This is a genomic window from Pannonibacter indicus (genome assembly GCF_001418225.1).
GTDB classification, from domain to species: Bacteria; Pseudomonadota; Alphaproteobacteria; order Rhizobiales; family Stappiaceae; genus Pannonibacter; species Pannonibacter indicus.
Genome location: NZ_LIPT01000018.1, coordinates 37,644 through 58,579, shown reverse-complemented (window position 1 = coordinate 58,579; position 20,936 = coordinate 37,644). Strand labels below are relative to the sequence as shown.

General features: G+C 63.2%; 21 protein-coding genes and 3 tRNA genes. 10 read left to right on the top strand and 14 right to left on the bottom strand.

Annotation, left to right across the window (positions count from 1 at the left end; all coding sequences use genetic code 11):
• The 3 genes from tuf to ASC48_RS17735 form a co-directional block, all read right to left on the bottom strand.
• On the bottom strand, positions 1–1,169 hold a 1,169-nt coding region (tuf, locus tag ASC48_RS17745; RefSeq protein ID WP_055457016.1), incomplete at its 3' end, for an elongation factor Tu.
• Positions 1,170–1,342: 173 nt separating this feature from the next.
• A tRNA-Gly gene (locus tag ASC48_RS17740) sits at positions 1,343–1,416 on the bottom strand.
• Positions 1,417–1,438: 22 nt separating this feature from the next.
• A tRNA-Tyr gene (locus ASC48_RS17735) sits at positions 1,439–1,523 on the bottom strand.
• A 404-nt stretch (positions 1,524–1,927) separates the two neighbouring features.
• On the opposite strand from ASC48_RS17735, the gene ASC48_RS17730 reads away from it, so the two are divergent.
• Positions 1,928–2,752, top strand: coding sequence for a TrmH family RNA methyltransferase (locus ASC48_RS17730; RefSeq protein WP_055457015.1), 825 nt, complete (start codon positions 1,928–1,930; stop codon positions 2,750–2,752).
• A 47-nt stretch (positions 2,753–2,799) separates the two neighbouring features.
• Here ASC48_RS17730 and ASC48_RS17725 read toward each other — a convergent pair whose 3' ends face one another.
• Positions 2,800–3,294 carry a hypothetical protein gene (locus tag ASC48_RS17725; RefSeq protein WP_055457014.1) on the bottom strand — a complete coding sequence of 165 codons (495 nt, stop codon included), beginning with the start codon at positions 3,292–3,294 and terminating at the stop codon, positions 2,800–2,802.
• A 71-nt stretch (positions 3,295–3,365) separates the two neighbouring features.
• The gene (hmuQ, locus tag ASC48_RS17720; protein ID WP_055457013.1) at positions 3,366–3,680 is read right to left on the bottom strand and encodes a heme-degrading protein HmuQ; all 315 of its coding nucleotides are present in this window, start codon (positions 3,678–3,680) and stop codon (positions 3,366–3,368) included.
• A gap of 242 nt (positions 3,681–3,922) precedes the next feature.
• Here hmuQ and ASC48_RS17715 point away from each other — a divergent pair, with 242 nt between their 5' ends.
• Both ASC48_RS17715 and ASC48_RS17710 read left to right on the top strand, forming a co-directional pair.
• Positions 3,923–5,128 carry a GTP-binding protein gene (locus ASC48_RS17715; protein WP_055457012.1) on the top strand — a complete coding sequence of 402 codons (1,206 nt, stop codon included), beginning with the start codon at positions 3,923–3,925 and terminating at the stop codon, positions 5,126–5,128.
• Positions 5,129–5,259: 131 nt separating this feature from the next.
• Positions 5,260–5,335 (top strand) — tRNA-Thr (locus tag ASC48_RS17710).
• Positions 5,336–5,485: 150 nt separating this feature from the next.
• Here the strand turns inward: ASC48_RS17710 and ASC48_RS17705 are convergent.
• Entirely contained in the window at positions 5,486–6,505 is a 1,020-nt protein-coding gene (locus ASC48_RS17705; RefSeq protein ID WP_055457011.1) for a 1-aminocyclopropane-1-carboxylate deaminase, read from the bottom strand.
• A gap of 139 nt (positions 6,506–6,644) precedes the next feature.
• Between ASC48_RS17705 and ASC48_RS17700 the strand changes: the two genes are divergently transcribed.
• From ASC48_RS17700 to ASC48_RS17690, 3 genes are all read left to right on the top strand, one after another.
• Complete coding sequence (locus ASC48_RS17700; RefSeq protein ID WP_055457010.1) at positions 6,645–7,124, top strand: Lrp/AsnC family transcriptional regulator; 480 nt, start codon at positions 6,645–6,647, stop codon at positions 7,122–7,124.
• Positions 7,125–7,250: 126 nt separating this feature from the next.
• Positions 7,251–8,033, top strand: coding sequence for an NAD kinase (locus ASC48_RS17695; RefSeq protein ID WP_055457009.1), 783 nt, complete (start codon positions 7,251–7,253; stop codon positions 8,031–8,033).
• Between the two features lie 58 nt (positions 8,034–8,091).
• Positions 8,092–8,616, top strand: coding sequence for a histidine kinase (locus ASC48_RS17690; protein ID WP_055457008.1), 525 nt, complete (start codon positions 8,092–8,094; stop codon positions 8,614–8,616).
• A gap of 24 nt (positions 8,617–8,640) precedes the next feature.
• On the opposite strand, the gene ASC48_RS17685 is transcribed toward ASC48_RS17690, so the two are convergent.
• The 4 genes from ASC48_RS17685 to ASC48_RS17670 all read right to left on the bottom strand — a co-directional run bounded on the left by ASC48_RS17685 (position 8,641) and on the right by ASC48_RS17670 (position 12,334).
• Positions 8,641–9,792, bottom strand: coding sequence for a DUF2336 domain-containing protein (locus ASC48_RS17685; RefSeq protein ID WP_055457007.1), 1,152 nt, complete (start codon positions 9,790–9,792; stop codon positions 8,641–8,643).
• Positions 9,793–9,912: 120 nt separating this feature from the next.
• Positions 9,913–10,929 (bottom strand): transglycosylase SLT domain-containing protein, encoded by a 1,017-nt coding sequence (locus ASC48_RS17680; RefSeq protein ID WP_055457006.1) that lies wholly within the window; start codon positions 10,927–10,929, stop codon positions 9,913–9,915.
• Between the two features lie 204 nt (positions 10,930–11,133).
• A complete protein-coding gene (locus ASC48_RS17675) occupies positions 11,134–11,736 on the bottom strand; it encodes a flavin reductase family protein (protein ID WP_055457005.1) in 603 nt (200 codons plus the stop codon).
• A 4-nt stretch (positions 11,737–11,740) separates the two neighbouring features.
• Complete coding sequence (locus tag ASC48_RS17670; protein WP_055457004.1) at positions 11,741–12,334, bottom strand: nitroreductase family protein; 594 nt, start codon at positions 12,332–12,334, stop codon at positions 11,741–11,743.
• A 230-nt stretch (positions 12,335–12,564) separates the two neighbouring features.
• Between ASC48_RS17670 and ASC48_RS17665 the strand changes: the two genes are divergently transcribed.
• Positions 12,565–13,734, top strand: a complete 1,170-nt coding sequence (locus ASC48_RS17665) for a hypothetical protein (protein WP_208975804.1) — start codon at positions 12,565–12,567, stop codon at positions 13,732–13,734.
• 85 nt (positions 13,735–13,819) lie between these two features.
• Here the strand turns inward: ASC48_RS17665 and thrS are convergent, their stop codons facing one another.
• From thrS to ASC48_RS17650, 3 genes are all read right to left on the bottom strand, one after another.
• Entirely contained in the window at positions 13,820–15,802 is a 1,983-nt protein-coding gene (gene thrS, locus ASC48_RS17660; protein WP_055457002.1) for a threonine--tRNA ligase, read from the bottom strand.
• Positions 15,803–15,922: 120 nt separating this feature from the next.
• Positions 15,923–16,270 carry a membrane protein insertion efficiency factor YidD gene (gene yidD, locus ASC48_RS17655; RefSeq protein WP_055457001.1) on the bottom strand — a complete coding sequence of 116 codons (348 nt, stop codon included), beginning with the start codon at positions 16,268–16,270 and terminating at the stop codon, positions 15,923–15,925.
• A gap of 64 nt (positions 16,271–16,334) precedes the next feature.
• The gene (locus ASC48_RS17650) at positions 16,335–16,775 is read right to left on the bottom strand and encodes an iron-sulfur cluster assembly scaffold protein (RefSeq protein WP_055457022.1); all 441 of its coding nucleotides are present in this window, start codon (positions 16,773–16,775) and stop codon (positions 16,335–16,337) included.
• Positions 16,776–17,044: 269 nt separating this feature from the next.
• Here ASC48_RS17650 and folE point away from each other — a divergent pair, with 269 nt between their 5' ends.
• The 3 genes from folE to ASC48_RS17635 all read left to right on the top strand — a co-directional run bounded on the left by folE (position 17,045) and on the right by ASC48_RS17635 (position 19,659).
• Positions 17,045–17,680: a GTP cyclohydrolase I FolE gene (gene folE / locus ASC48_RS17645; protein ID WP_055457000.1), complete on the top strand. Its 636-nt coding sequence runs from the start codon at positions 17,045–17,047 to the stop codon at positions 17,678–17,680.
• Positions 17,681–17,708: 28 nt separating this feature from the next.
• Positions 17,709–18,185, top strand: coding sequence for a phosphoribosyl-AMP cyclohydrolase (gene hisI / locus ASC48_RS17640; protein WP_050471329.1), 477 nt, complete (start codon positions 17,709–17,711; stop codon positions 18,183–18,185).
• Positions 18,186–18,369: 184 nt separating this feature from the next.
• On the top strand, positions 18,370–19,659 hold the full coding sequence (locus tag ASC48_RS17635; RefSeq protein ID WP_055456999.1) for an O-acetylhomoserine aminocarboxypropyltransferase: 1,290 nt from the start codon (positions 18,370–18,372) through the stop codon (positions 19,657–19,659).
• 139 nt (positions 19,660–19,798) lie between these two features.
• Here ASC48_RS17635 and ASC48_RS17630 read toward each other — a convergent pair whose 3' ends face one another.
• Positions 19,799–20,881 carry a COX15/CtaA family protein gene (locus ASC48_RS17630; RefSeq protein ID WP_055456998.1) on the bottom strand — a complete coding sequence of 361 codons (1,083 nt, stop codon included), beginning with the start codon at positions 20,879–20,881 and terminating at the stop codon, positions 19,799–19,801.
• Positions 20,882–20,936: the final 55 nt, after the last annotated feature.

The following is a 20,936-nucleotide window of genomic DNA, read 5'->3' as shown; positions in this document are numbered from 1 at the left end:
ACGCCGGCGCCGACGGTACGGCCACCTTCGCGGATAGCGAAGCGCAGGCCGTCTTCCATGGCGATCGGAACGATCAGCGTCACGACGACCGAGATGTTGTCGCCCGGCATCACCATTTCCGTGCCTTCCGGCAGTTCAACGATGCCCGTCACGTCCGTCGTGCGGAAGTAGAACTGCGGACGGTAGTTCGTGAAGAACGGCGTATGACGGCCACCTTCTTCCTTCGTCAGGATGTAGGCTTCAGCCTTGAACTTCTTGTGCGGCTTGACCGAACCCGGCTTGCACAGAACCTGACCACGCTCAACGTCCTCACGGCCGATACCACGGATCAGTGCGCCGATGTTGTCGCCTGCCTGGCCCTGGTCCAGAAGCTTGCGGAACATCTCAACGCCGGTCACGGTCGTCTTCTTGGTGTCGCGGATGCCGACGATCTCGACTTCCTCACCCACCTTCACGACGCCGCGCTCAACACGGCCGGTCACCACGGTGCCACGGCCGGAGATCGAGAACACGTCTTCGATCGGCATCAGGAACGGCATGTCGATCGGACGGTCCGGCGTCGGGATATACGCGTCAACGGCGTCCATCAGAGCGCGGATCGCGTCACGGCCAATGGCTGGATCGCGGTTTTCAACGGCCGCCAGAGCCGAGCCCTTCACGATCGGAATCTCGTCGCCCGGGAAGTCATACGAGGACAGCAGCTCGCGCAGCTCCATCTCGACGAGATCCAGAAGCTCTTCATCGTCGACCTGATCGACCTTGTTCATGAACACCACCAGAGCCGGAACGCCGACCTGACGGGCGAGCAGGATGTGCTCGCGGGTCTGCGGCATCGGGCCGTCAGCGGCCGAGCACACCAGGATCGCGCCATCCATCTGCGCCGCACCGGTGATCATGTTCTTCACGTAGTCGGCGTGACCCGGGCAGTCAACGTGAGCGTAGTGACGGTTGGCCGTCTCATACTCAACGTGGGCCGTCGAAATCGTGATGCCGCGCGCCTTTTCTTCCGGCGCTGCGTCGATCTGGTCATAGGCCTTGGCAACCGCGCCGCCGGTCTCAGCCAGCGTCATCGTGATCGCCGCAGTCAGCGTCGTCTTGCCGTGGTCAACGTGGCCGATCGTGCCAATGTTCACGTGCGGCTTCGTGCGCTCAAACTTTTCCTTCGCCATCGGCGTCGCTCTCTATCTGTTACGCAGGTCAGTCGTCAGGTTCGAGGCGGGACGCTTTCCGGCGGCACCGGCAGCCATTTCAGGCGCCGCGGCCAATACGAATTGCTTCCCGTTCTTTCCAGGACCCTGAGCGAGCGAAGCCCGCACCGGTCAATCTGATCGGCACCCAGTGATGGAGCGGGTGAAGGGAATCGAACCCTCGTCATCAGCTTGGAAGGCTGCTGCTCTACCATTGAGCTACACCCGCTGACCCGGACTTCGGGAGACGATGGTGGAGGAGGTTGGATTCGAACCAACGTAGGCTTAGCCAACGGATTTACAGTCCGTCCCCTTTAGCCACTCGGGCACTCCTCCATTCCGTCGAGCCTCTGTCCGAAGCAGTCAGGATGGCTTCACAGACCGCCCCGCCCAACCGGCCGGGGTGTCCTGTGGCGCGTGTTATGCAGATAGGGTTCCCTGCTGTCAACGCCGATTTGGATTTCTTTCAAGAAAATTCGCAGCCAGCCGTTTTTCCGCTTTGCCGGCTCTGCAGATCACCTCCCGCCGCCCTAGGGTTTCTCTGCGCTTCCGGCGGTTTCATGAAGTTTTGCACAGGCTTGGCTGGATATGCGCCGTCTTTGCTGCATTGGGGCGCCAGCCTTCTGCCCGCCTGTGGATGAAGCCTCCGGCCTGTCACTGCCCGAGAATCTGCAACCGCATTTCATCGTGTCCGCCGCCTCCCTCTTCCCCCTCCTGCATATAGAGAGTAGGAGAGCGGCATGAGCGAACATTCTTCCGGCCCGCAGCGCGGGCGCCCCTTCACCAGCAAGGCCCGTCCCGGCAAGGGACAGGGCTTCCTCAAGCCAGCCCCCCGCCGTCCCGGCCTGCCGCCGGAGGGCCCTGTGCTGCTTTATGGCCTTCACACTGTCGAAGCAGCCTTCCGCAACAGGGACCGCCGCCGCATCCGTCTCTATGCAACAGAGAATGCGGTCAACCGTCTTGAGGAGCGGGGCGTCAAGATTGATGTGCCGGTCGACATCCAGATGCCACGCGCCCTCGACCGGATGGTCACCCGCGATGCCGTGCATCAGGGCATGATTCTGGAAGCTGACCCCCTGCCCGCTTACGGCGTGAAGGAACTGAAGGGCGCAAGGCTCGTCCTGGCACTCGATCAGGTGACCGATCCGCATAATGTGGGCGCGATCCTGCGATCTGCCGTGGCGCTTGCCGCCGATGCCGTTGTCACCACCGAGCGCCACGCGCCGGAGGAAGGGTCTGTGCTGGCCAAATCCGCCTCCGGCGCGCTGGACATGATCCGGCACGTGCGCGTGAAGAACCTCGCCAAGTTTCTGGAAGAGATGGGCGAGCAGGGCTTTTTCCGCGTCGCCCTCGACAGCGATGGCCCGGCAACACTGGAAGAAACCACTTTCGGCAGCAAGACCGTACTGGTGCTGGGCTCTGAGGGCAAAGGCGTGCGCCCCGGCGTGCGCGCCGCCTGCGACACCACGGCCCGTCTCGACATGCCGGGCGAGATCCGCTCGCTCAACGTGTCCAATGCCGCCGTTCTGTCGCTCTATCTGGCCCGGAGCAAGATGGGCCTTTGATCGTCTTGCGCGGGAGGCTCTCCCGCGCGAACATTCTGTAGCTGATCCTATGCGGCCTGCTGATTGGCCGCGCTGTGCCTGTGCAGGAGGCCGGCCAGCCGGTCCGCCTCCAGCAGTACCCGGTTTGCCGGGCCGCCCTCGCACAGGATCAGCGCATCGATCAGCGCCGGATGCACTGGGTCGGCCAGCGCGGCACGCACCATGGCCAGCACCCTGCCCTCCTGATCCGACAGGCTGGTGCGGCAGCAGGGGCAGCCCGGATCGCGGAAGCGGAACGTGGTCTGGCGCACGGCGCGGATCGCCCGCATCAGCCGCACCACCGCCACAGCCACCTCTCCGCCGAGCCCTGCCCCAAACCCCGCCTGCGCCGTCAGCAGCGCCTGCTCCCAGGCATGGCTCTGCGGCCGGGCATAGGACAGGCAGATCAGCCGCAGCACCTGCACCACCGTCTGCTCGCCGGGCGAAAGCACACTGACCGCCCCGTCCGGACAGGAAGGGGCCTGCGGGTGCGCGTCTGCGGTCTTGCGGGGCTCGGTGCTCATGGTGCTTTCTGCCTTGTCACGCGTCAGCCTTCACGGCACGCGGCGTTTGTTTCCGGTGAAATGACCCGCCCTCAGGCGCCGGTCACGGCTTCGAAGCCCTCGAAACGCGGCGGACCGGCGTAAAGGTCCTTGTTGGAGCCGGCATTACGATGCGCCTCGCGGAACTGCTCGGACTTGGTCCAGGCCAGAAAATCCTCACGGCTTTCCCAGACTGTGTGGGACGCATAGAGCGTGATGCCTTCGTCCTCATCGGCCGGCCCTTTGAGCAGATGAAAGGTCCTGAAGCCCTTCATCTCGTCGAGGCGCGAATCCCGGCCCTTCCACACGGCCTCGAAAGCCTCTTCCTGACCAGCCTTCACCTTGAAGCGGTTCATTGCCACAAACATGCATCTCTCCCTGCGCAGCCGCCCGGACAGCCTTTTGCGGGCGGCATCAAATACCTGAGTATATAATTCATATTTACAGGCGGGCCACAGGTCAAGCCCCGGCCCTGCGGCCTGCCGCCGCGCAAGACGGTTTCGCCGGTGGAGAACCTGCCTGCCTATTGGCAAGGCGGGCCGGTCATGCTAGATCGTGTGTAATGTTATTACATTATATAAACGCCACTCCAGACCCACACGAGCGAACCATGACCAAACGCCTTCCCGTCACCGTGCTGTCCGGTTTTCTGGGCGCCGGAAAGACCACGCTTCTCAACCACATCCTGTCCAACCGCGAAGGCCTTCGCGTTGCTGTCATTGTCAATGACATGAGTGAGGTGAACATCGACGCTGCCCTCGTGCGCGATGGCGGAGCGAACCTGTCGCGCACCGAGGAAACCCTCGTCGAGATGACCAACGGCTGCATCTGCTGCACCCTGCGCGACGACCTTCTGGTGGAAGTGCGGCGCCTGGCAGAGGCTGGCCGCTTCGACTATCTCCTGATTGAATCGACCGGCATCGCCGAGCCGCTGCCCGTCGCCTCCACCTTCGAGTTCCGCGACGAGAACGGCGAGAGCCTGTCCGACATCGCCCGGCTCGACACCATGGTGACGGTGGTGGATGCGGCGAGCCTGCTCAGCCATTTCGGCTCGCTCAGCCTGCTGGATGATCTGGGCGAGTCCCTTGGCGAGGACGACACCCGCACGCTGATCGACCTTCTGGTGGACCAGATGGAATTTGCCGATGTCATCGTGCTCAACAAGGTGTCGAGCGCAACGCCTGAGGCGCTGGAGGCCGCCCGCAAGATCATCCGCTCGCTCAACAGCGAGGCGCGCGTGATCGAGGTGGACCATGGCCAGGTGCTGCTTTCGGATGTGCTGGGCACCGGACGCTTCGACTTCGAACGCGCCCAAACCCACCCGCTCTGGTACAAGGAGCTGAACGGCTTTTCCGGTCACGTGCCGGAGACGGAGGAATATGGCATCCGCTCCTTCGTCTACCGCGCCCGCCAGCCTTTTGATCCGGAAAAGCTGCAGGCCTTCATCGACCGCAGCTGGCCGGGTGTCGTGCGGGCCAAGGGCTTCTTCTGGCTGGCAACCCGGCCGGATTTCGTCGGCGAGCTGAGCATGGCCGGCGCGCAGGTGCGCACCGAAAAGCGCGGTCTGTGGTGGTCTGCCGTGCCCAAGACCCACTGGCCGGACCATCCGGACTGGCACAAGGCCATGGCACCCTACATGGACGCGGTGTGGGGCGACCGGCGGCAGGAACTGGTCTTCATCGGCACGGACCCGATGGAGGAGGAAGCGCTGCGCCGCGACCTCTCCGCCTGCCTCGTGCCCGCATCGTCCTTTACCCCAGCCAGCTGGCGCAATCTCAAGGACCCCTTCCCCGCCTGGGGCCGCGCGGCAGCCTGACATCATCTCCGGCGGGGCCACCTTCCGCCCCGCCGGGTATTCCTCTTCTTTCCGGCCATTCCTCATCAGTGGAAAAATTGCATCAAGGCGGATGCACATCCGCCAAACCCATGCTAAAAGCCGCGAAAGATGCCGGTATAGCTCAGCAGGTAGAGCACCTGATTTGTAATCAGGGGGTCACGGGTTCGAACCCTGTTGCCGGCACCACCTTCCCACAAAATCTGACGGCCATCTCCGGTGCAGCCAGCGCCGGCATGCTGCTGGCCATTCTTCCATAAAGACGCTTCCGGAAAAGAAAACGGCAGCTCCCGGGGAGCGGGAGCTGCCGCTTTGCACGCAGACTGGCCGGTGCGGAAGTCAGCCGTTGCGGTAGGTGTAGCTGTAACCGTTGATGGCCGGGGCGCCCCCGAGGTGAGCGTAGAGCACCTTGGAACCAGCCGGGATCTTGCCCTTGCGGATGAGGTCGATCATGCCCTGCATGGACTTGCCCTCATAAACTGGGTCGGTGATCATGGCCTCGGTGCGGGCGGCCATGCGGATGGCTTCGTTGGTTTCCGCGCTCGGCACGCCATAGGCCGGATAGGCATAGTCCTCGACGATGACGATTTCGTCCTCGCGCACCGGACGGCCCAGTTCCACCAGATCAGCGGTGCGGTCCACGATTCCGCGCACCTGAGAGCGGGTCTGCTCTGGCGTGCCTGAGGCATCGATGCCGATCACCCGGCCGGCGCGGCCATCGGCAGCGAAGCCGACGATCATGCCGGCCTGGGTGGAGCCGGTGACGACGCAGACGATGATATAGTCGAAGCGGATGCCCATTTCGGCTTCCTGCGCCCGCACTTCCTCGGCAAAGCGCACATAACCAAGGCCGCCATAAGGATGGACGGAGGCGCCGGCCGGAATGCCGTAGGGCTTGCCGCCGGCGTCCTTCACCGACTGCAGCGCGTCTTCCCAGCTCTTGCGGATACCGATATCGAAGCCATCATCGACGATGCGGCTGTCTGCGCCCATCAGGCGGGTGAGAAGGATGTTGCCGACGCGGTCATAGACAGCATCTTCATGCGGCACCCAGCTTTCCTGCACCACCACGCACTTGAGGCCGAGCTTGGCAGCGGTCGCGGCGACCATGCGGGTGTGATTCGACTGCACGCCGCCGATGGAAACGAGCGTATCTGCCCCCGAGGCCAGCACGTCCGGCACGATATATTCCGGCTTGCGCAGCTTGTTACCGCCGAAGGCAAGGCCGGAGTTGCAGTCGTCACGCTTGGCGTAGATCTCCACGGCGCCGCCCAGCTCCGCCGACAGGCGGCCCAGCTTTTCGATCGGGGTCGGGCCGAAAGTCAGGGGGTAACGTTCGAATTTATCCAGTTTCAGCATTGCCTGCTCCACTCTTGAAAGGTGGTGGAACGCTAGCAGGAAGGATATGAAAGGTGCTTGCAATCTTTGGCCTTTAATGATCTTTTGATTGCAGATATAGAGATTTTCTGTAATCAGTATTCCGGATTTTATCTTTCTGATGAAAGAATCTTTCACCCGTGAATCTCTCGACCGGATTGACCGCAAGATCCTGCACCTGTTGCAGCAGGACGGGCGCATGTCGAACGCGGATATTGCCGCAGCGGTCAATGTCAGTCCCGCCACCTGCCACCGGCGCATCCGGCGGCTGTTTGACGAGGGATATGTGCGGGATGTGCGGGCGGTGATCGATCCGCAGAAGGTCAGCCGGGGTGCGCTGGTCATGGTGGGGGTGGAACTGGACCGCTCGACGCCGGAGAGTTTTGCCGCCTTCGAGGAGGCCATCCGCAAGCTGCCTGTCGTGCTCGATTGCCACCTGGTGGCGGGGGACTTCGATTTCTTCCTGAAGATCCGCGTCCGCGACATGGCCGATTTCAACCGCCTGCATGCGGAGCAGCTGATCGCCCTGCCCGGCGTGCGGCAGACGCGGACCTTCTTTGTCATCAAGGAAGTGGTCGACAATGCCCGGCTTGATTTTTGACCCTGCATCAACGCCCGGGGGACTGCCGCATTCCGGCAATCGCGCCTTGCAGCGGCGGGCAATCTGGCGGATGAATGGCGGGCGGCGCGGAGCCGCGGCAGATGCAGCACCCGAGTTCCAGAGCCAATGACCCAGAGAGAAATCCGCCCCGGCCGCATCGCGCTGGTTGCCAGCGACACGGCGGAAGCCCATCAGGCCCTCGTTTCGCTGACGGCGCTTTATGGCAATGCCACACCGGGCGAAGCGGATGTGATCGTCGCTCTCGGCGGCGATGGCCTGATGCTGCAGACGCTGCACCGTTTCATGAATTCCGGCACTCCGATCTATGGCATGAACCGGGGGTCCGTCGGCTTCCTGATGAACGAATATAGGGAAGACGGCCTGCTGGAGCGCTTGACGGCCGCAGATGTGACGACGATCCACCCGCTTTACATGCAGGCGATCGATCAGGCCGGCGTGCAGCACAGCGCCCGCGCCATCAACGAAGTCTCCCTGCTGCGCCAGACCTATCAGGCGGCCAAACTGCGCATTTCCGTTGACGGGCGCGAGAGGCTGGAAGAGCTGATCTGTGACGGCTGCCTGATCGCCACACCGGCCGGCAGCACAGCTTACAATCTGTCCGCCCATGGCCCCATCCTGCCGATTTCGGCCCCGCTGCTGGCGCTGACGCCGATCAGCGCCTTCCGCCCCCGCCGCTGGCGCGGCGCACTGGTGCCCAATCATGCGGTGGTGGAAATAGAAGTGATGGAGAGCGCCAAGCGCCCGGTCAGCGCAGCCGCCGATCACACGGAAATCCGCAATGTGGCCAAGGTGAGCGTGCGCGAGGACAAAAGCTCCGCCTGTCTGATCATGTCCGACGCAGGCCACGGCTGGGACGAGCGAATCTTAAGTGAAATGTTCCGCTATTGACCTTACGCGGGCATCAGCGGAATCTTCCGGTATTGGCGGCAGGGTAAGGACACCGATCATGATCAGCGACGAGGATCTTCAGGGCAGCGACGTGGAGTTCGTCAAGCCGCCAACGGACCTGCGCAAGAAGGTGCGGGTGATGAGCCCGCGCGAGGCGGCCAAGTTCGATCCCATTAAGGCAGCGGAAGCGGCGCTGGAGCGGCTTTCCGTCCAGTTCGATGGCTGGATGCACCGGGAGACCGAGCAGCTGTTTGCCGACTGGCGCACCATTGAGGAGGAGGGGCTGAACGGGACGACCCTCGCTCAACTTTACAACACCGCCCACAATGTGAAGGGACAGGCGCCGACGCTTGGCTATCCGCTGGCTGGAGCCGTCGCCGCCAGTCTCTGCCATCTCATTGAGGCCGTGAGCACACCGGAGCACCTGCCGCTGACACTTCTGCGCCAGCATGTAGACGCGATCCGCGCCATCGTGGCCGAAGAAGCCCGCGACGAGGCGAACCCGACCGGCGCAGCGCTTCTGCATAAATTGCAGGAGGTGACACAGGACTATATCGAACGCACGGTACCTGTTAAGGACTGAGCCTGCTCCACGGAACTTCTGGCCTCACGCAGCGGCCAGAAGTTCCGTGTTCACCAGCAGCCGCGCTTCTTCACGGGCCGCGTCCAGGACCAGCACCCGCATCAAGGCGAAGACATCTTCCACGCCGCCGCTGACAGCCATCTCCTCAAGCCCGGCACTGACCCCTTCCATCACTGCGCGGGTCGTGGCGGGGGGCTGATCCTGCAGGAAGCTGCAGTCTGCCGCCCGGTAGGCCTCCACCATCAGCTGAAACACCGCGACCGTGCGCTGGGGCAGACCCGTGGCCATAAGCAGGGAGCGCAGGGCTCCGGCACGTCCGGTGGCCAGCAGATCCGCCACCCGCGCCTGCGGCTGGCCGCAGAGGGCGGAAAGGCAGGCGGACAGAACCCGCAGCCGGCCCATGCCGGCGGCGCGCAGCATCAGCCGTGCGGTCAGCTGACCGCGCGCGCGCAGATGTTCAACGAGCCCCTCCAGTTCCGCATCCGTGGCACCGGCTGCCAGCACGATGGTTGCGCGCTCGCGGGCCTCTTCAAGATAGGTCTCCGCGCTTTCGGGAAGCGCTTCGCCCGCAAGCACCAGCGCCTGCGCCTTGAGGCCATCGGTCAAGGCCGTCAGCAGGGTGTGGCGGATGGTCAGAGGCAGGCCCGGCCGGGCCAGCAGACGGCTGCGCACGGCAGCATCATCGGCAAAGCGTTCGGCAAGGCGGGAGAGGCTGAAGGAGACGATCACCGCATCGGGGTTGTCGAGCAACACGGCGCAGGCCTCCGGCCCTGCGACTTCTGCCAGTGCGGCAGCGACAGGGGCAGACAGGTTCCGGCGGCGGGCAATGGCGCATTGCACGGTGTCAGAGCCTTCGGCGGCCAGATCGATCAGATCGCAATCGGGCACCAGCGGCGAAAATTCGAGGATGGGGGCGGCAACCAGCGCCGTGTCACGGGCCAGCGCCAGCACCACAGGGCGCGGCGCATCCTCCCGGCGGGCGAACACATCCGCAAGGGCAAAGCGGACTTCAGGCGCCGGATCATCCAGCAGATAGGTCAATGCGGCCTGACAATCGCCCCGCTCTGCCTCGCTCATCGGCGAATGCAGGAAGGCGCGTGCGAGCGCAGCGGTGGCCTCGGCGCGCTCAGCGGGCGCTGCCGTACCGGCCCAGGACAGAAACTGACGAATGATCATGACGCGTGACCCGAACACACAATGCACCTCAACAAGGTGCAAATCACAGTGCCACGCAAAGGCTTAACGTTCGGTTCACCATAAATGAGGCAGAGGCCTGCCGTGGCTCACACCGCCCGCTCAGGCTGGCGGCAGCAGATCGCGCTTCACGCCAAGCGGCGCATAGTTGAGGAAGCCGGTGAGGTCCAGAGGCCCTTCCTGCGTCTGCGCAATCGCCCCTTCCCCGCCCGCAAGCTGGGCCACCACACGGGTGCCGCCGACGGCGCGCGAGAAGACGTGATCGTCCTTTACCCCGGCAAAGGCGGCCAGATAGCTGCCGGACATGGTGGCCTTGCGCGAACCTGCATCATCGCGGAACAGGGCCTCGAAGGGCGCACTGGTTTCCGCAGCCCGGAAGGCGCTGTCCACCCGTGCCCCGACAGGATCGCCCGAGCCCGCCTCTTCGGCAAAGCCGGTGAGGATGCGGCTCTTCGGCAAGTCATCCGTTCCCTGCCCGGTGGCAGATGCCACCATCACGGCGGCTGCCCCATCGTGTTTGCTGACGAGGACATCGTAGACCTGCGCCAGCGTCCGCGGAGATCCCGCGCCGTCATAGAAAATGGCCCGGTTGGCCTTGGCCTGCGCCGGGAACATCTGGGCGGCCGAACTCTCCGGGCTCACCTGGGCGGAATTGATCAGCCGCAAAGCCCCCTGCGCGCCAAGGAAATGGGCGATGTAAAGCTCACCCTGCTTCGGATTCCGGCCAAGGCGGCTGGAGAGAAAATCGGCATTCTTGCGGGTGAATTCGCCGGCCATGCGGGAGGAAATTTCCGGATCCTTGCGCAGATCCAGAATCTCCTGGCGCATATCGGGATCGCTGACCCGGTACTTTCCGGTGGCGGTTCTTTCGATCTGGTCAGCATAGGACTGCAGGCCGTGCCTGCCGCCGCTGTCCTTGACGGTTTCAAGCCAGGTCTGCTCGACAAACTGGAACAGACCGGTCGCACTGGAGGTCTTCGACTGCGCTGCCGGCTGGAAGGACGATTCCCGCGCAGCCGTCTTCAGCAGGTAGTCAAAGGACGTCCCCGTCGTTGTGCTTGCGGTCTGGAAGGCCTGCTCGATCCGCGACGCGATCGAGGTGGAGTCTGCTGCACGCATGAACCCGTCTCCTCGATGTAAAGATTACCACACGGTTAACATCCGACCTGAATGGTTAACAAAAAGTTAACAGGCGTCCGGCGCCTGTTAACGTGTGCCACTTTCAACGGGAAAACAGGTGAAAGCCCTGACAGATATACCGATAAATCACCGGAAGGACCCGGATCGCAAAGCCTGAAGCCGCCGCGATCCGGCAAAAGCGACTCACCCTTTGGGGCGGGTGAGCTCAAAAACGTCGCGGGTGACGTCATAATCCTTGTAACCAAGGCGGGAAAGCAGCTCCAGCCGCGAGGGCACGACGCGGCCATTCTCGATGACGCTGTCATCGATATGAACGCCGGTCACCTGCCCCAGAACCATGTAGTTCTGGACCGCATTGCCATCGAGGTCCTTCAGTTGCTGGATCTGCAGCATCCGGCACTCAAGCGCCGCCTTGGCCCTCTTCACGCGCGGCACCTTGACCAGATTGGAAGGCGCCATCTCGAGGCCCGCCAGATCGAATTCGGACACATCGGGACCAACGGGTGCAGAGGATGCATTCATCTCATCGCGCAGGTCATAGCTGACGATGTTGCAGACGAATTCGCCCGTCGCCTCGATGTTGCGCACGCTGTCCTTCCAGCCGGAGGAGGAGAACATGACGATCGGCGGTGTATCAGCCACGGCGTTGAAGAAGCTGTAGGGGGCGAGATTCGCCATGCCCTCTGCACTCAGCGACGAAATCCAGCCGATGGGCCGCGGTGCGACAAGGGCCTTGAAGGGGTTGAAGACCAGCCCGTGAGCATTGGAAACAGTGTCATAGAACAACGGCTTACTCCCCGGCCCAGTGGGTGACGATGCTGGCAAGCTCCGGGCGCGGACGCTCGAACGGCGCCTGCGTGGGTGTGCCGATGTGGATGAAGCCGGCAAACCGCTCACCCTCGGCTGCGCCCAGATAGCGCGCCGCCTCGTCATCGTAACTGTACCATTCGCTGATCCACTGCGCACCGAAACCGGCTGCCGTGGCTGCCGTGAGAATGTTCATGCAAGCCGCACCGGCCGAGAGCTCCTGTTCCCACACAGGGATCTTCGGATGAACGGCAGCGCGGCTCAAAACGCCGATCACGACTGCCGAGCGGATGAAGCGGTTCAGTTCCTGCGTTCTCTGAGCTTCGGAGAGCGGCCCGTTGCGGCTTTCGGCCAGCGCGGCCAGATGCTCACCGATTCTGCTGCGCGCCTCCCCCGCGTAGACGACAAAGCGCCAGGGCGCGAGCTTGCCGTGATCGGGCACGCGCGCACCAATGGTGAGGATCTTTTCCAAGGTTTCCGCATCCGGGCCCGGCTCGGACAGGGTAATGGCCAGATGCGACCGGCGGGTCAGTAAAAAGTCGGTAACATGTGGATGCGGCTTGGCAAATTCGCTCATCGGAGCCTCTGAAACGGTGGGGTAAAATCCTGGCGAAAGTGGTAAGCTTTTAACCTCACTTGTCAACCGGGCTTGCATGCGACTTGAATTCGCCCGATTTTCCGGGCCATTAACGAAATGGAAACGGATGCGGCAGCCCATGGCTGGTGCTGCCGTTGAACATCCAGTGGCCTTGGCGGGTCTGACAGAAGATCCGCGGCGAGTGGCAGAAGGCCGGCGCAGGAAAAATGATGACGGGAAATAACCGCAGCGCAGGACTGGCACGTGCTTCAAGGCGTGCTCTGACAGCAGCCCTTATGGCTCTTTTCGTGATGCAGACGGCGGCGGCGGCCCAGGAAGCCACAGTTGCGCCTGCGGACCAGCCCCCCCCCTCTCTGGATGCCGGCACGGCTTTCTCGGCTCCGCTCTCCCCTCCCACGCCTCTGGGCAAGCCGCATGGTTCCGGCCCCGCGGAAGGCACTTCGCCGGATCCGTCCGAGTTGCAGGGAGCCACAGCGGCGCCGCCGCTTCTGTCGCCGGAGGACCCGGCCAGCCGCTTCAACGATGCTCTCGTGCCCTATGCCCCGTCAAACACGCTGACCGATGGCACCCAGTCCGGCCTCGAAAAAGGCGCGGTCTATCTGGTTGCCCGGCTGACGGAAGGAACAGCGCAGATCTCCGATGGCCTCATCTGGCGTGTCTATGGCGAAACCCCGAATGCCAGTGGCGAACTGGAACTGGTGGCAACGGCCATGGGCGGGGATGCGGAGTTCCGGCTCGATCCCGGCGCCTATCTCATCCACACCTCCTATGGCTTTGCGGGCGCCACCAACCGGCTTGTCGTCGGCCGCGGCGTCTATTCCAAGACCGTGGTGCTCAATGCGGGGGGCGTAAAGCTGAACGCAGCCCTTGGCCCGGATGATCCGCTGCCGCCAGATGACCTGCGGTTCGACATTCTGGGCATGAATTTCAACGCCATCGGCGAGCGCGAGGTCATCGTGTCCGGCGTGAAGCCGGAGACCATCGTGCGCCTCAATGCGGGCACCTATCATGTGGTCAGCCGCTATGGCGATGTGAACGCCATCGTGCGGGCAGATATCTCCGTGGAAGCGGGCAAGCTGACGTCAGCGACACTTTTCCAGAATGCGGCCAGTGTGACGCTCAAGCTCGTCAACGATCCGGGCGGCGAGGCGATTGCCAATACGGCCTGGACCATCCTCACGCCCGGCGGTGACACGGTGGTGGAAGGCAACGGCGCCTTTCCGTCCTTCATCCTCGCGGCAGGCGAGTATGAGGTGGTCGCCCGGAACAATGGCGTGAACTACAGCCGCAATTTCATGGTCGTCTCCGGTGAGAACGAGGAAGTCGAGGTGCTGGCGCGCACGGAAACTTCCAACGTCAGCCAGCTGCCGCAGAACTGACAGGCGCACTTCGACACATATGAAAAGACCGCCGCAGCTTGCGCCACGGCGGTCTTTTTTCATGTCAGCCCGTACGCTGCAGCGCTCAGCTGCGGGCGCGCTTCAGGTCAGGCGCCACGGCTTCCTCGACAAAGGCAGCAAGTGCCTCGTCAAGGCTCATCGGCGTCTGGTTCTGCGAACCGAGGCGGCGGACGTTGACCGTGCGCTCTTCCGACTCACGCTTGCCGCAAACGAGAATGACCGGCACCTTGGCCAGCGAATGCTCGCGGACCTTGTAGTTGATCTTCTCGTTGCGCAGGTCGAGATCAGCCCGGATGCCTGCCTTGCCCAGCGCCGCATACACCTCGCGGGCATAATCATCCGCATCCGAGGTGATGGTGGCGACAACCACCTGCTTGGGCGCGAGCCACAGCGGGAAGTGACCGGCGAAGTTCTCGATGAGTATGCCGAGGAAGCGCTCCATCGAGCCGCAGATGGCGCGGTGGATCATCACCGGCGTCTTCTTCTCGCCGTCCTTGTCCACGTAGAAGGCACCGAAGCGTTCCGGCAGGTTGAAGTCCACCTGCGTGGTGCCGCACTGCCACTCACGGCCGATAGCATCCTTCAGCGTGTATTCGAACTTCGGACCGTAGAAGGCGCCCTCGCCCGGCAGGATTCCGGTCTTGATGCGTCCGCCGGACTGCTCCTCGATCTGCTTGAGAACGCGGGTCATCACCTCTTCGGCGTGATCCCACAGCTCGTCCGAACCGACGCGCTTTTCCGGGCGGGTGGAGAGCTTGACGACGATCTCATTGAAGCCGAAATCCTCATAGACCGACAGGATCAGGTCGTTAATCTTGAGGCATTCGGCCGCCATCTGCTCTTCGGTGCAGAAGATGTGGGCATCGTCCTGCGTGAAGCCGCGCACGCGCATCAGCCCGTGCATGGCGCCCGAAGGCTCGTAGCGGTGCACCACGCCGAATTCCGCCATGCGCAGCGGCAGGTCGCGATAGCTCTTCAGCCCGTGCTTGAAGATCTGCACGTGACCGGGGCAGTTCATCGGCTTCAGCGCGAAGATGCGCTCGTCCTCTGCTTCCGGATCGGCACACTGCACGGAGAACATGTTCTCCTTGTACCAGCCCCAGTGGCCGGAGGTCTCCCAAAGCGAGGTGTCGAGCACCTGCGGCGCATTCACCTCATCGTAGTCGCCGGCCAGGCGGCGGCGCATGTAGGAGACAAGGCTCTGGAACAGGCTCCATCCCTTGGCATGCCAGAACACGACGCCCGGGCCTTCTTCCTGGAAGTGGAACAGGTCCATCTCGCGGCCGAGCTTGCGGTGGTCACGCTTCTCCGCCTCTTCCAGCATGTGCAGATAGGCCTTCAGATCGGCCTCGTTCGCCCATGCAGTGGCGTAGATGCGGGTCAGCATCTCGTTGTTACTGTCACCGCGCCAGTAGGCACCGGCTACCTTCATCAGCTTGAAGGCGTCGCCGATCTGGCGGGTGGAGGCCATGTGCGGGCCACGGCAGAGGTCCAGCCACTGGCCCTGCTTGTAGATCTTCAGGTCCTGGCCTTCGGGGATCGCATCCACCAGCTCGACCTTGTAGGTCTCGCCCTTGGCGGCAAAGTAGCGCCTGGCTTCCTCGCGGGACCAGATTTCCTTGGTGAAGGCCGCCCCGCGCGCGATGATCTCGCGCATCTTCTTCTCGATGACCGGCAGGTCTTCGGGCGTGAAGGGCCAGTCCTCGCGGGTGTCCGGATGGACGCGCTTGAAGTCGTAGTAGAAGCCGTTCTCGATCACCGGGCCGATGGTGACCTGCGTCCCCGGCCAGAGTTCCTGCACCGCCTCGGCCATCACATGGGCCGCATCGTGGCGGATCAGTTCCAGGGCGCGCGGGTCCTCGCGGGTCACTATCTCGATGCGCGCATCGGCAGTGATGGCATCGGAAAGATCACGCAGCTCGCCATCAAGGATCATCGCCACGGCCTTCTTGGCCAGCGACTTGGAAATGCCCTCGGCAACGGCCGCACCAGTAGTGCCGGCCTCATAGGAGCGCACGGAATTGTCGGGGAAAGTCAGATTGATCATCAGTCATCTCCTGCTCACTCCTGCAGACGAGGCAGGTAAGCTTTTGTGTTTTGCGGCTGGGCCTGAATAAGGGATTTGAACCGGGGCGGCAACCGTTACAGTCCGCCAGCTTCCGGTTGATTACCGCCAGCGCTGGTTTTGCGGAATATGTTTGCCGGACCAGCGGCCATAGCGCCAGGGAAGATACCAGCGGGCGGCAGGGTTCAGCGTTTCCGGCACGGGGTCATAGCCGGAGGCTCCCAGCGGATTGCAGCGCAGGATGCGGGAGAGGCCGAGCCAGCCGCCGCCCCAGAAGCCGAAACGGCGGATGGCCTGACTGGTGTAGTCGGAACAGGTCGGTGCATAGCGGCAGCCGCGCCCCATGACCAGAGACAGCGAGTGGCGGTAGACCCAGATCACCCCTAGAGCCGCATGGGCCGCCGGAGACAGGCGGCGTGGCGGCAGTGGGCATTCTGGTTCACCCCTCATCTCCCCTCTGGCGCTATTCTTGCCGCACTCACCGCACATCAAACAACCTCCAGGCCCTGCCTGCTCAGGCCGCAGGCGCCTTTGCCTCGATCTGGTCGAGCGCGTCCACAACGGCATCAAAAGTCAGCAGGGTGGAGGCATGGCGGGCCTTGTAATCGCGCACCGGCTCCAGAAAGCGGAACTCCGCGAACTTGCCTTCCGGCGGCGGGCCGTTTTCCTTCAGCATGGCCGTGACCGTGCGGCGCAGCTCCCGCAGCTCCTGCGGCGTGCAGCCGATGATGTGCCGGGCCATCAGCGAGGACGCGGCCTGACCGAGGGCACAGGCCTTCACGTCATGGCCGAACTCGCTCACCTTGCCATCGCGCACCACCAGATCGATGATCACGGTCGAGCCGCAGAGCCGGGAATGTGCCTTGGCGCTGGCATCGGGCGAAGCCAGCCGCCCAAGGTGCGGAATATTGCCCGCCAGCTCAAGGATGCGGGTGTTGTAGATGTCGTCAAGCATGCGTGCCATATCCTCATGACAGCGGTCCGGGCCTTGCTGCCGGCACCCGGCCACGGAAGACAGGTGACAGCAAAGACGGAATCGGACCACTGGGCGCTTTGCGGCGCGGGTCTTCTTCCTATATAGAGCAAGACTTGCTTCTGTTCAGCCCCGGCTGAAGCTGCAGGAGCAGGTGTGAGAGGTTTGCGGCAAGTTTCCCCTGCCGTGATCCGGAGCAGTCAAGGCAACGTAAGATTGGCTGTTCATCCACTGTCTCAAGGACCAAACCAATGGACGCCATCTTGAAGCCTGCTGACGAAAAGGCCCCACGCCGCGCACCGCACGAGATTGCGCGTCCGAGCCGCGAGCAAGCCGAGGCCGCTGTCCGTACCCTCCTTGCCTATATCGGCGAGGATCCGGAGCGCGAGGGCCTGCTCGATACGCCCAAGCGCGTCGTGAAATCCTTTGCCGAACTCTACAGCGGCTATGCCGAAGACCCGAAGGCGCATCTGGAGCGCACCTTTGAGGATGTGGGCGGCTATGAGGACATGATCATGGTCCGGGGCATCCCGTTCCATTCCCATTGCGAGCATCACATGCTGCCGTTCATCGGCAAGGCCTATATCGCCTACTACCCGTCCGGCGGTGTGGTCGGCCTTTCAAAGCTCGCCCGTGTCGTCGATATCTATGCCAACCGGCTTCAGACGCAGGAAAACTTGACCTCGCAGATCGTCTCCTCCATTGACGAGCATCTGGCGCCGCGCGGCATCGCGGTGATGCTCGAAGCCGAGCATCAGTGCATGACCATGCGCGGCGTGCAGAAGGCGGGCGTGTCCACGATCACGACCCAGTTCACCGGTGTGTTCCAGGACGATCCGGCCGAACAGGCCCGCTTCATGACCTTCATTCGCGGCGGAGACCGTTAATCTCCGCCCACCCCGGCGGAGAGTAGACGTGAGCAAGACCGGATTTGATCCGCGCGGATCGAAGAGCGACGTTGAGAACGGTCTGTCGTTCCAGCCCAAATTTGACGAAAACGGCCTGATCGCCGCCGTGGTAACAGATGCCACGCGCGGCGATCTGCTTATGGTCGGCTACATGAATGCCGAAAGCCTGCGCCGGACAATTGACACGGGCGAAGCCTGGTACTGGAGCCGCTCGCGGCAGGAGTACTGGAAGAAGGGCGGCACCTCGGGCCAGGTGCAGAAGGTGCGGGAAATCCGCACCGATTGCGATCAGGACGCCATCTGGCTGATCGTGGATGTGGAAGGCAACGGCGCCACCTGCCACACCGGCTACCGCTCCTGCTTCCATCGTGCCCTCACCCGCCATGAGGATGGCTCGGTCTCCCTGCGCCTGATGGAAGACCACAAGGTCTATGATCCTGCCGATGTCTACGGCCACTCCGGCTGCGGGCATAATCACGGATAGATTGCGCAAGGCACGCGCATGGAAGCTGACGCAGGGGCTTTTCCGGCCCCCGCGCAAATCCTTTCTCCGGCGGGCACTTGCCCCGCAAATCCCGTCTTTGACCTTCTGCTCCGGCGCGGGCACACTCAGCGCCGGATCGTGCCTTCCCGTGAAGGCGAACCGCATAATATCCTGGGAGGATGGAATGACTGCAGGAACACCCGGTTTCTCGACGCTGGCCATTCACGCGGGCGCGCAGCCCGATCCGGCCACCGGCGCGCGCGTGACACCGATCTATCAGACGGCCTCTTTCGTCTTCAACGATGTGGACCACGCCGCCTCGCTCTTCGGCCTTCAGGCCTTCGGCAACATCTACACCCGCATCACCAACCCGACGACCGCCGTTCTGGAAGAGCGCGTCGCAGCGCTTGAGGGCGGCACCGCAGCGCTGGCCGTGGCTTCCGGCCATGCGGCCCAGCTTCTCGCCTTCCACACGCTGATGACGCCGGGCGACAGCATCGTTGCCTCCACCAAACTCTATGGCGGCTCGATCAACCAGCTCAACCACTCGTTCAAGAGCTTCGGCTGGAACGTCATCTGGGCCGACCCGTCGGATCTGGCCGCCTTCGAGGCCGCCGTTGATGAGACCACCAAGGCCATCTTCATCGAGAGCCTTGCAAATCCAGGCGGCATCGTCACCGACATTGCAGGCATCTCGGCCATTGCCAAGAAGAAGGGCGTGCCGCTCATCGTCGACAACACGCTGGCGACCCCCTATCTCTGCCGCCCGATCGAGCATGGCGCGGATGTGGTGCTGCATTCGCTGACCAAGTTCATGGGCGGCCACGGCAACTCCATGGGCGGCGTCATCGTCGATGCGGGCACGTTCAACTGGTCGGCGAGCGGCCGCTATCCGATGCTCTCCACGCCGCGCCCGGAATATCAGGGCATGGTGCTGCACGAGACCTTCGGCAATTTCGCCTTCGCCATTGCCTGCCGCGTGCTCGGTCTGCGTGACCTAGGCCCCGCCATCTCGCCCTTCAACGCCTTCATGATCCTGACCGGCATCGAGACCCTGCCGCTGCGCATGCAGCGCCACTGCGACAATGCGCTGAAGGTCGCCGAATTCCTGTCGAACCATCCGAAGGTGGCCTGGGTGTCCTATGCCGCCCTGCCGGGCGATGCGGGCCATGCGCTGCAGCAGAAATACTGCCCGAAGGGCGCAGGCGCCGTGTTCACCTTCGGCGTCAAGGGCGGCTATGACGCGGGCGTTGCCCTTGTGTCGGGCGTGGAGCTGTTCTCGCACCTTGCCAACATCGGCGACACCCGCAGCCTGATCATCCACCCGGCCTCCACCACCCACCGCCAGCTTTCCGACGAGCAGAAGACCCGCGCCGGCGCCGGCCCGGATGTGGTGCGCCTGTCCATCGGCCTTGAGGACGCAAACGACATCATCGCCGACCTCGAACAGGCCCTCGCCAAGCTGCCGGGCTGATCTTTAGGCTGGTTACAGCACAAAGTGAAAACCCCGCCGGATCGCTCCGGCGGGGTTTTTGTTTTTGAAAAGAATCACCTGGGTGGAAAAGGTGCGGAGCTGATTCAGCTGCTTCGCACCCTGATTCAAACAAACTGATTCAACTGCGGACCGGTGCCTCGCCCTTCAGGCGGACGAGATATTCCACCGAAAGGCCCAGCACGATCACTGCCATGGCCTGATGGGTCAGCGCCACGTCAAGCTTCACGTGCAGCAGCAGCGTTGCGATGCCGATTGCGGCTTGCAGAAGCACGGCGCCCGCAAGGACAAATGCGGTTCGCCGCAGCCCCTTGTGGGCATTGGTGCGCAGCGTCATGACCACAAGCGCCGCCACGGCCAGCACCAGCACATAGGCGCCCAGACGGTGCTGGAACTGCACGGTCATGACGTTTTCAAAGAAGTTCCGCCATGCCGGGTCCATGGCAAGCAGGCCCGCCGGAATGATCTGCCCGTCCATCAGCGGCCAGGTGTTGAAGGTGAGGCCCGCATTCAGTCCGGCAACGAGGCCGCCGAGGAAGATCTGCAGGAAGACAAGGCAGATGACAAAGCGCCCGAAGCGGGCGAGCTTCCGTCCATCGTCAGGCGTGGCTTCCGCATGCGGCGCGAGCCTTCGGGCCAGCCAGAAGATATAGGCGAAGATGATACAGGCGAGCGTGAGATGAGTAGCGAGCCGGTACTGGCTCACATCCGTGCGCTCAACGAGGCCGGAGGCAACCATCCACCAGCCTACGGCGCCCTGCAGCCCGCCGAGCGCAAGACCCAGCACCAGCCAGGGCTTCAGCCAGCCCTCGATGCGCCCCGTGGCCCAGAAGAACACCAGCGGCAGCGCAAAGGCCACGCCGATGAAGCGGCCCAGCTGCCTGTGCGCCCATTCCCACCAGAAGATGAACTGGAACTCCTCAAGGCTCATCCCCTTGTTGATGAGCTGATACTGGGGAATCTGCCGGTACTTGTCGAATTCCTCCAGCCATTCCGCTTCGCTGAGCGGCGGGATCATGCCATGAATGGGCTTCCATTCGGTGATCGACAGGCCCGACTCGGTCAGCCGTGTGGCACCGCCGACAACGACCATGGCGAGGATCAGAAGGCAGATGCCATAGAGCCAGATGCGGATCTGGGTGCGGTGGCGTGCGGCCATCTGCGGGGTCTGGGCAAGGGGTGAAACCATCTGTGAGGTGGACATGTCGCCTTCCGGATTTGACCTTTGACCGCTTGGGATATAGGTCCGCCCTAAGGAG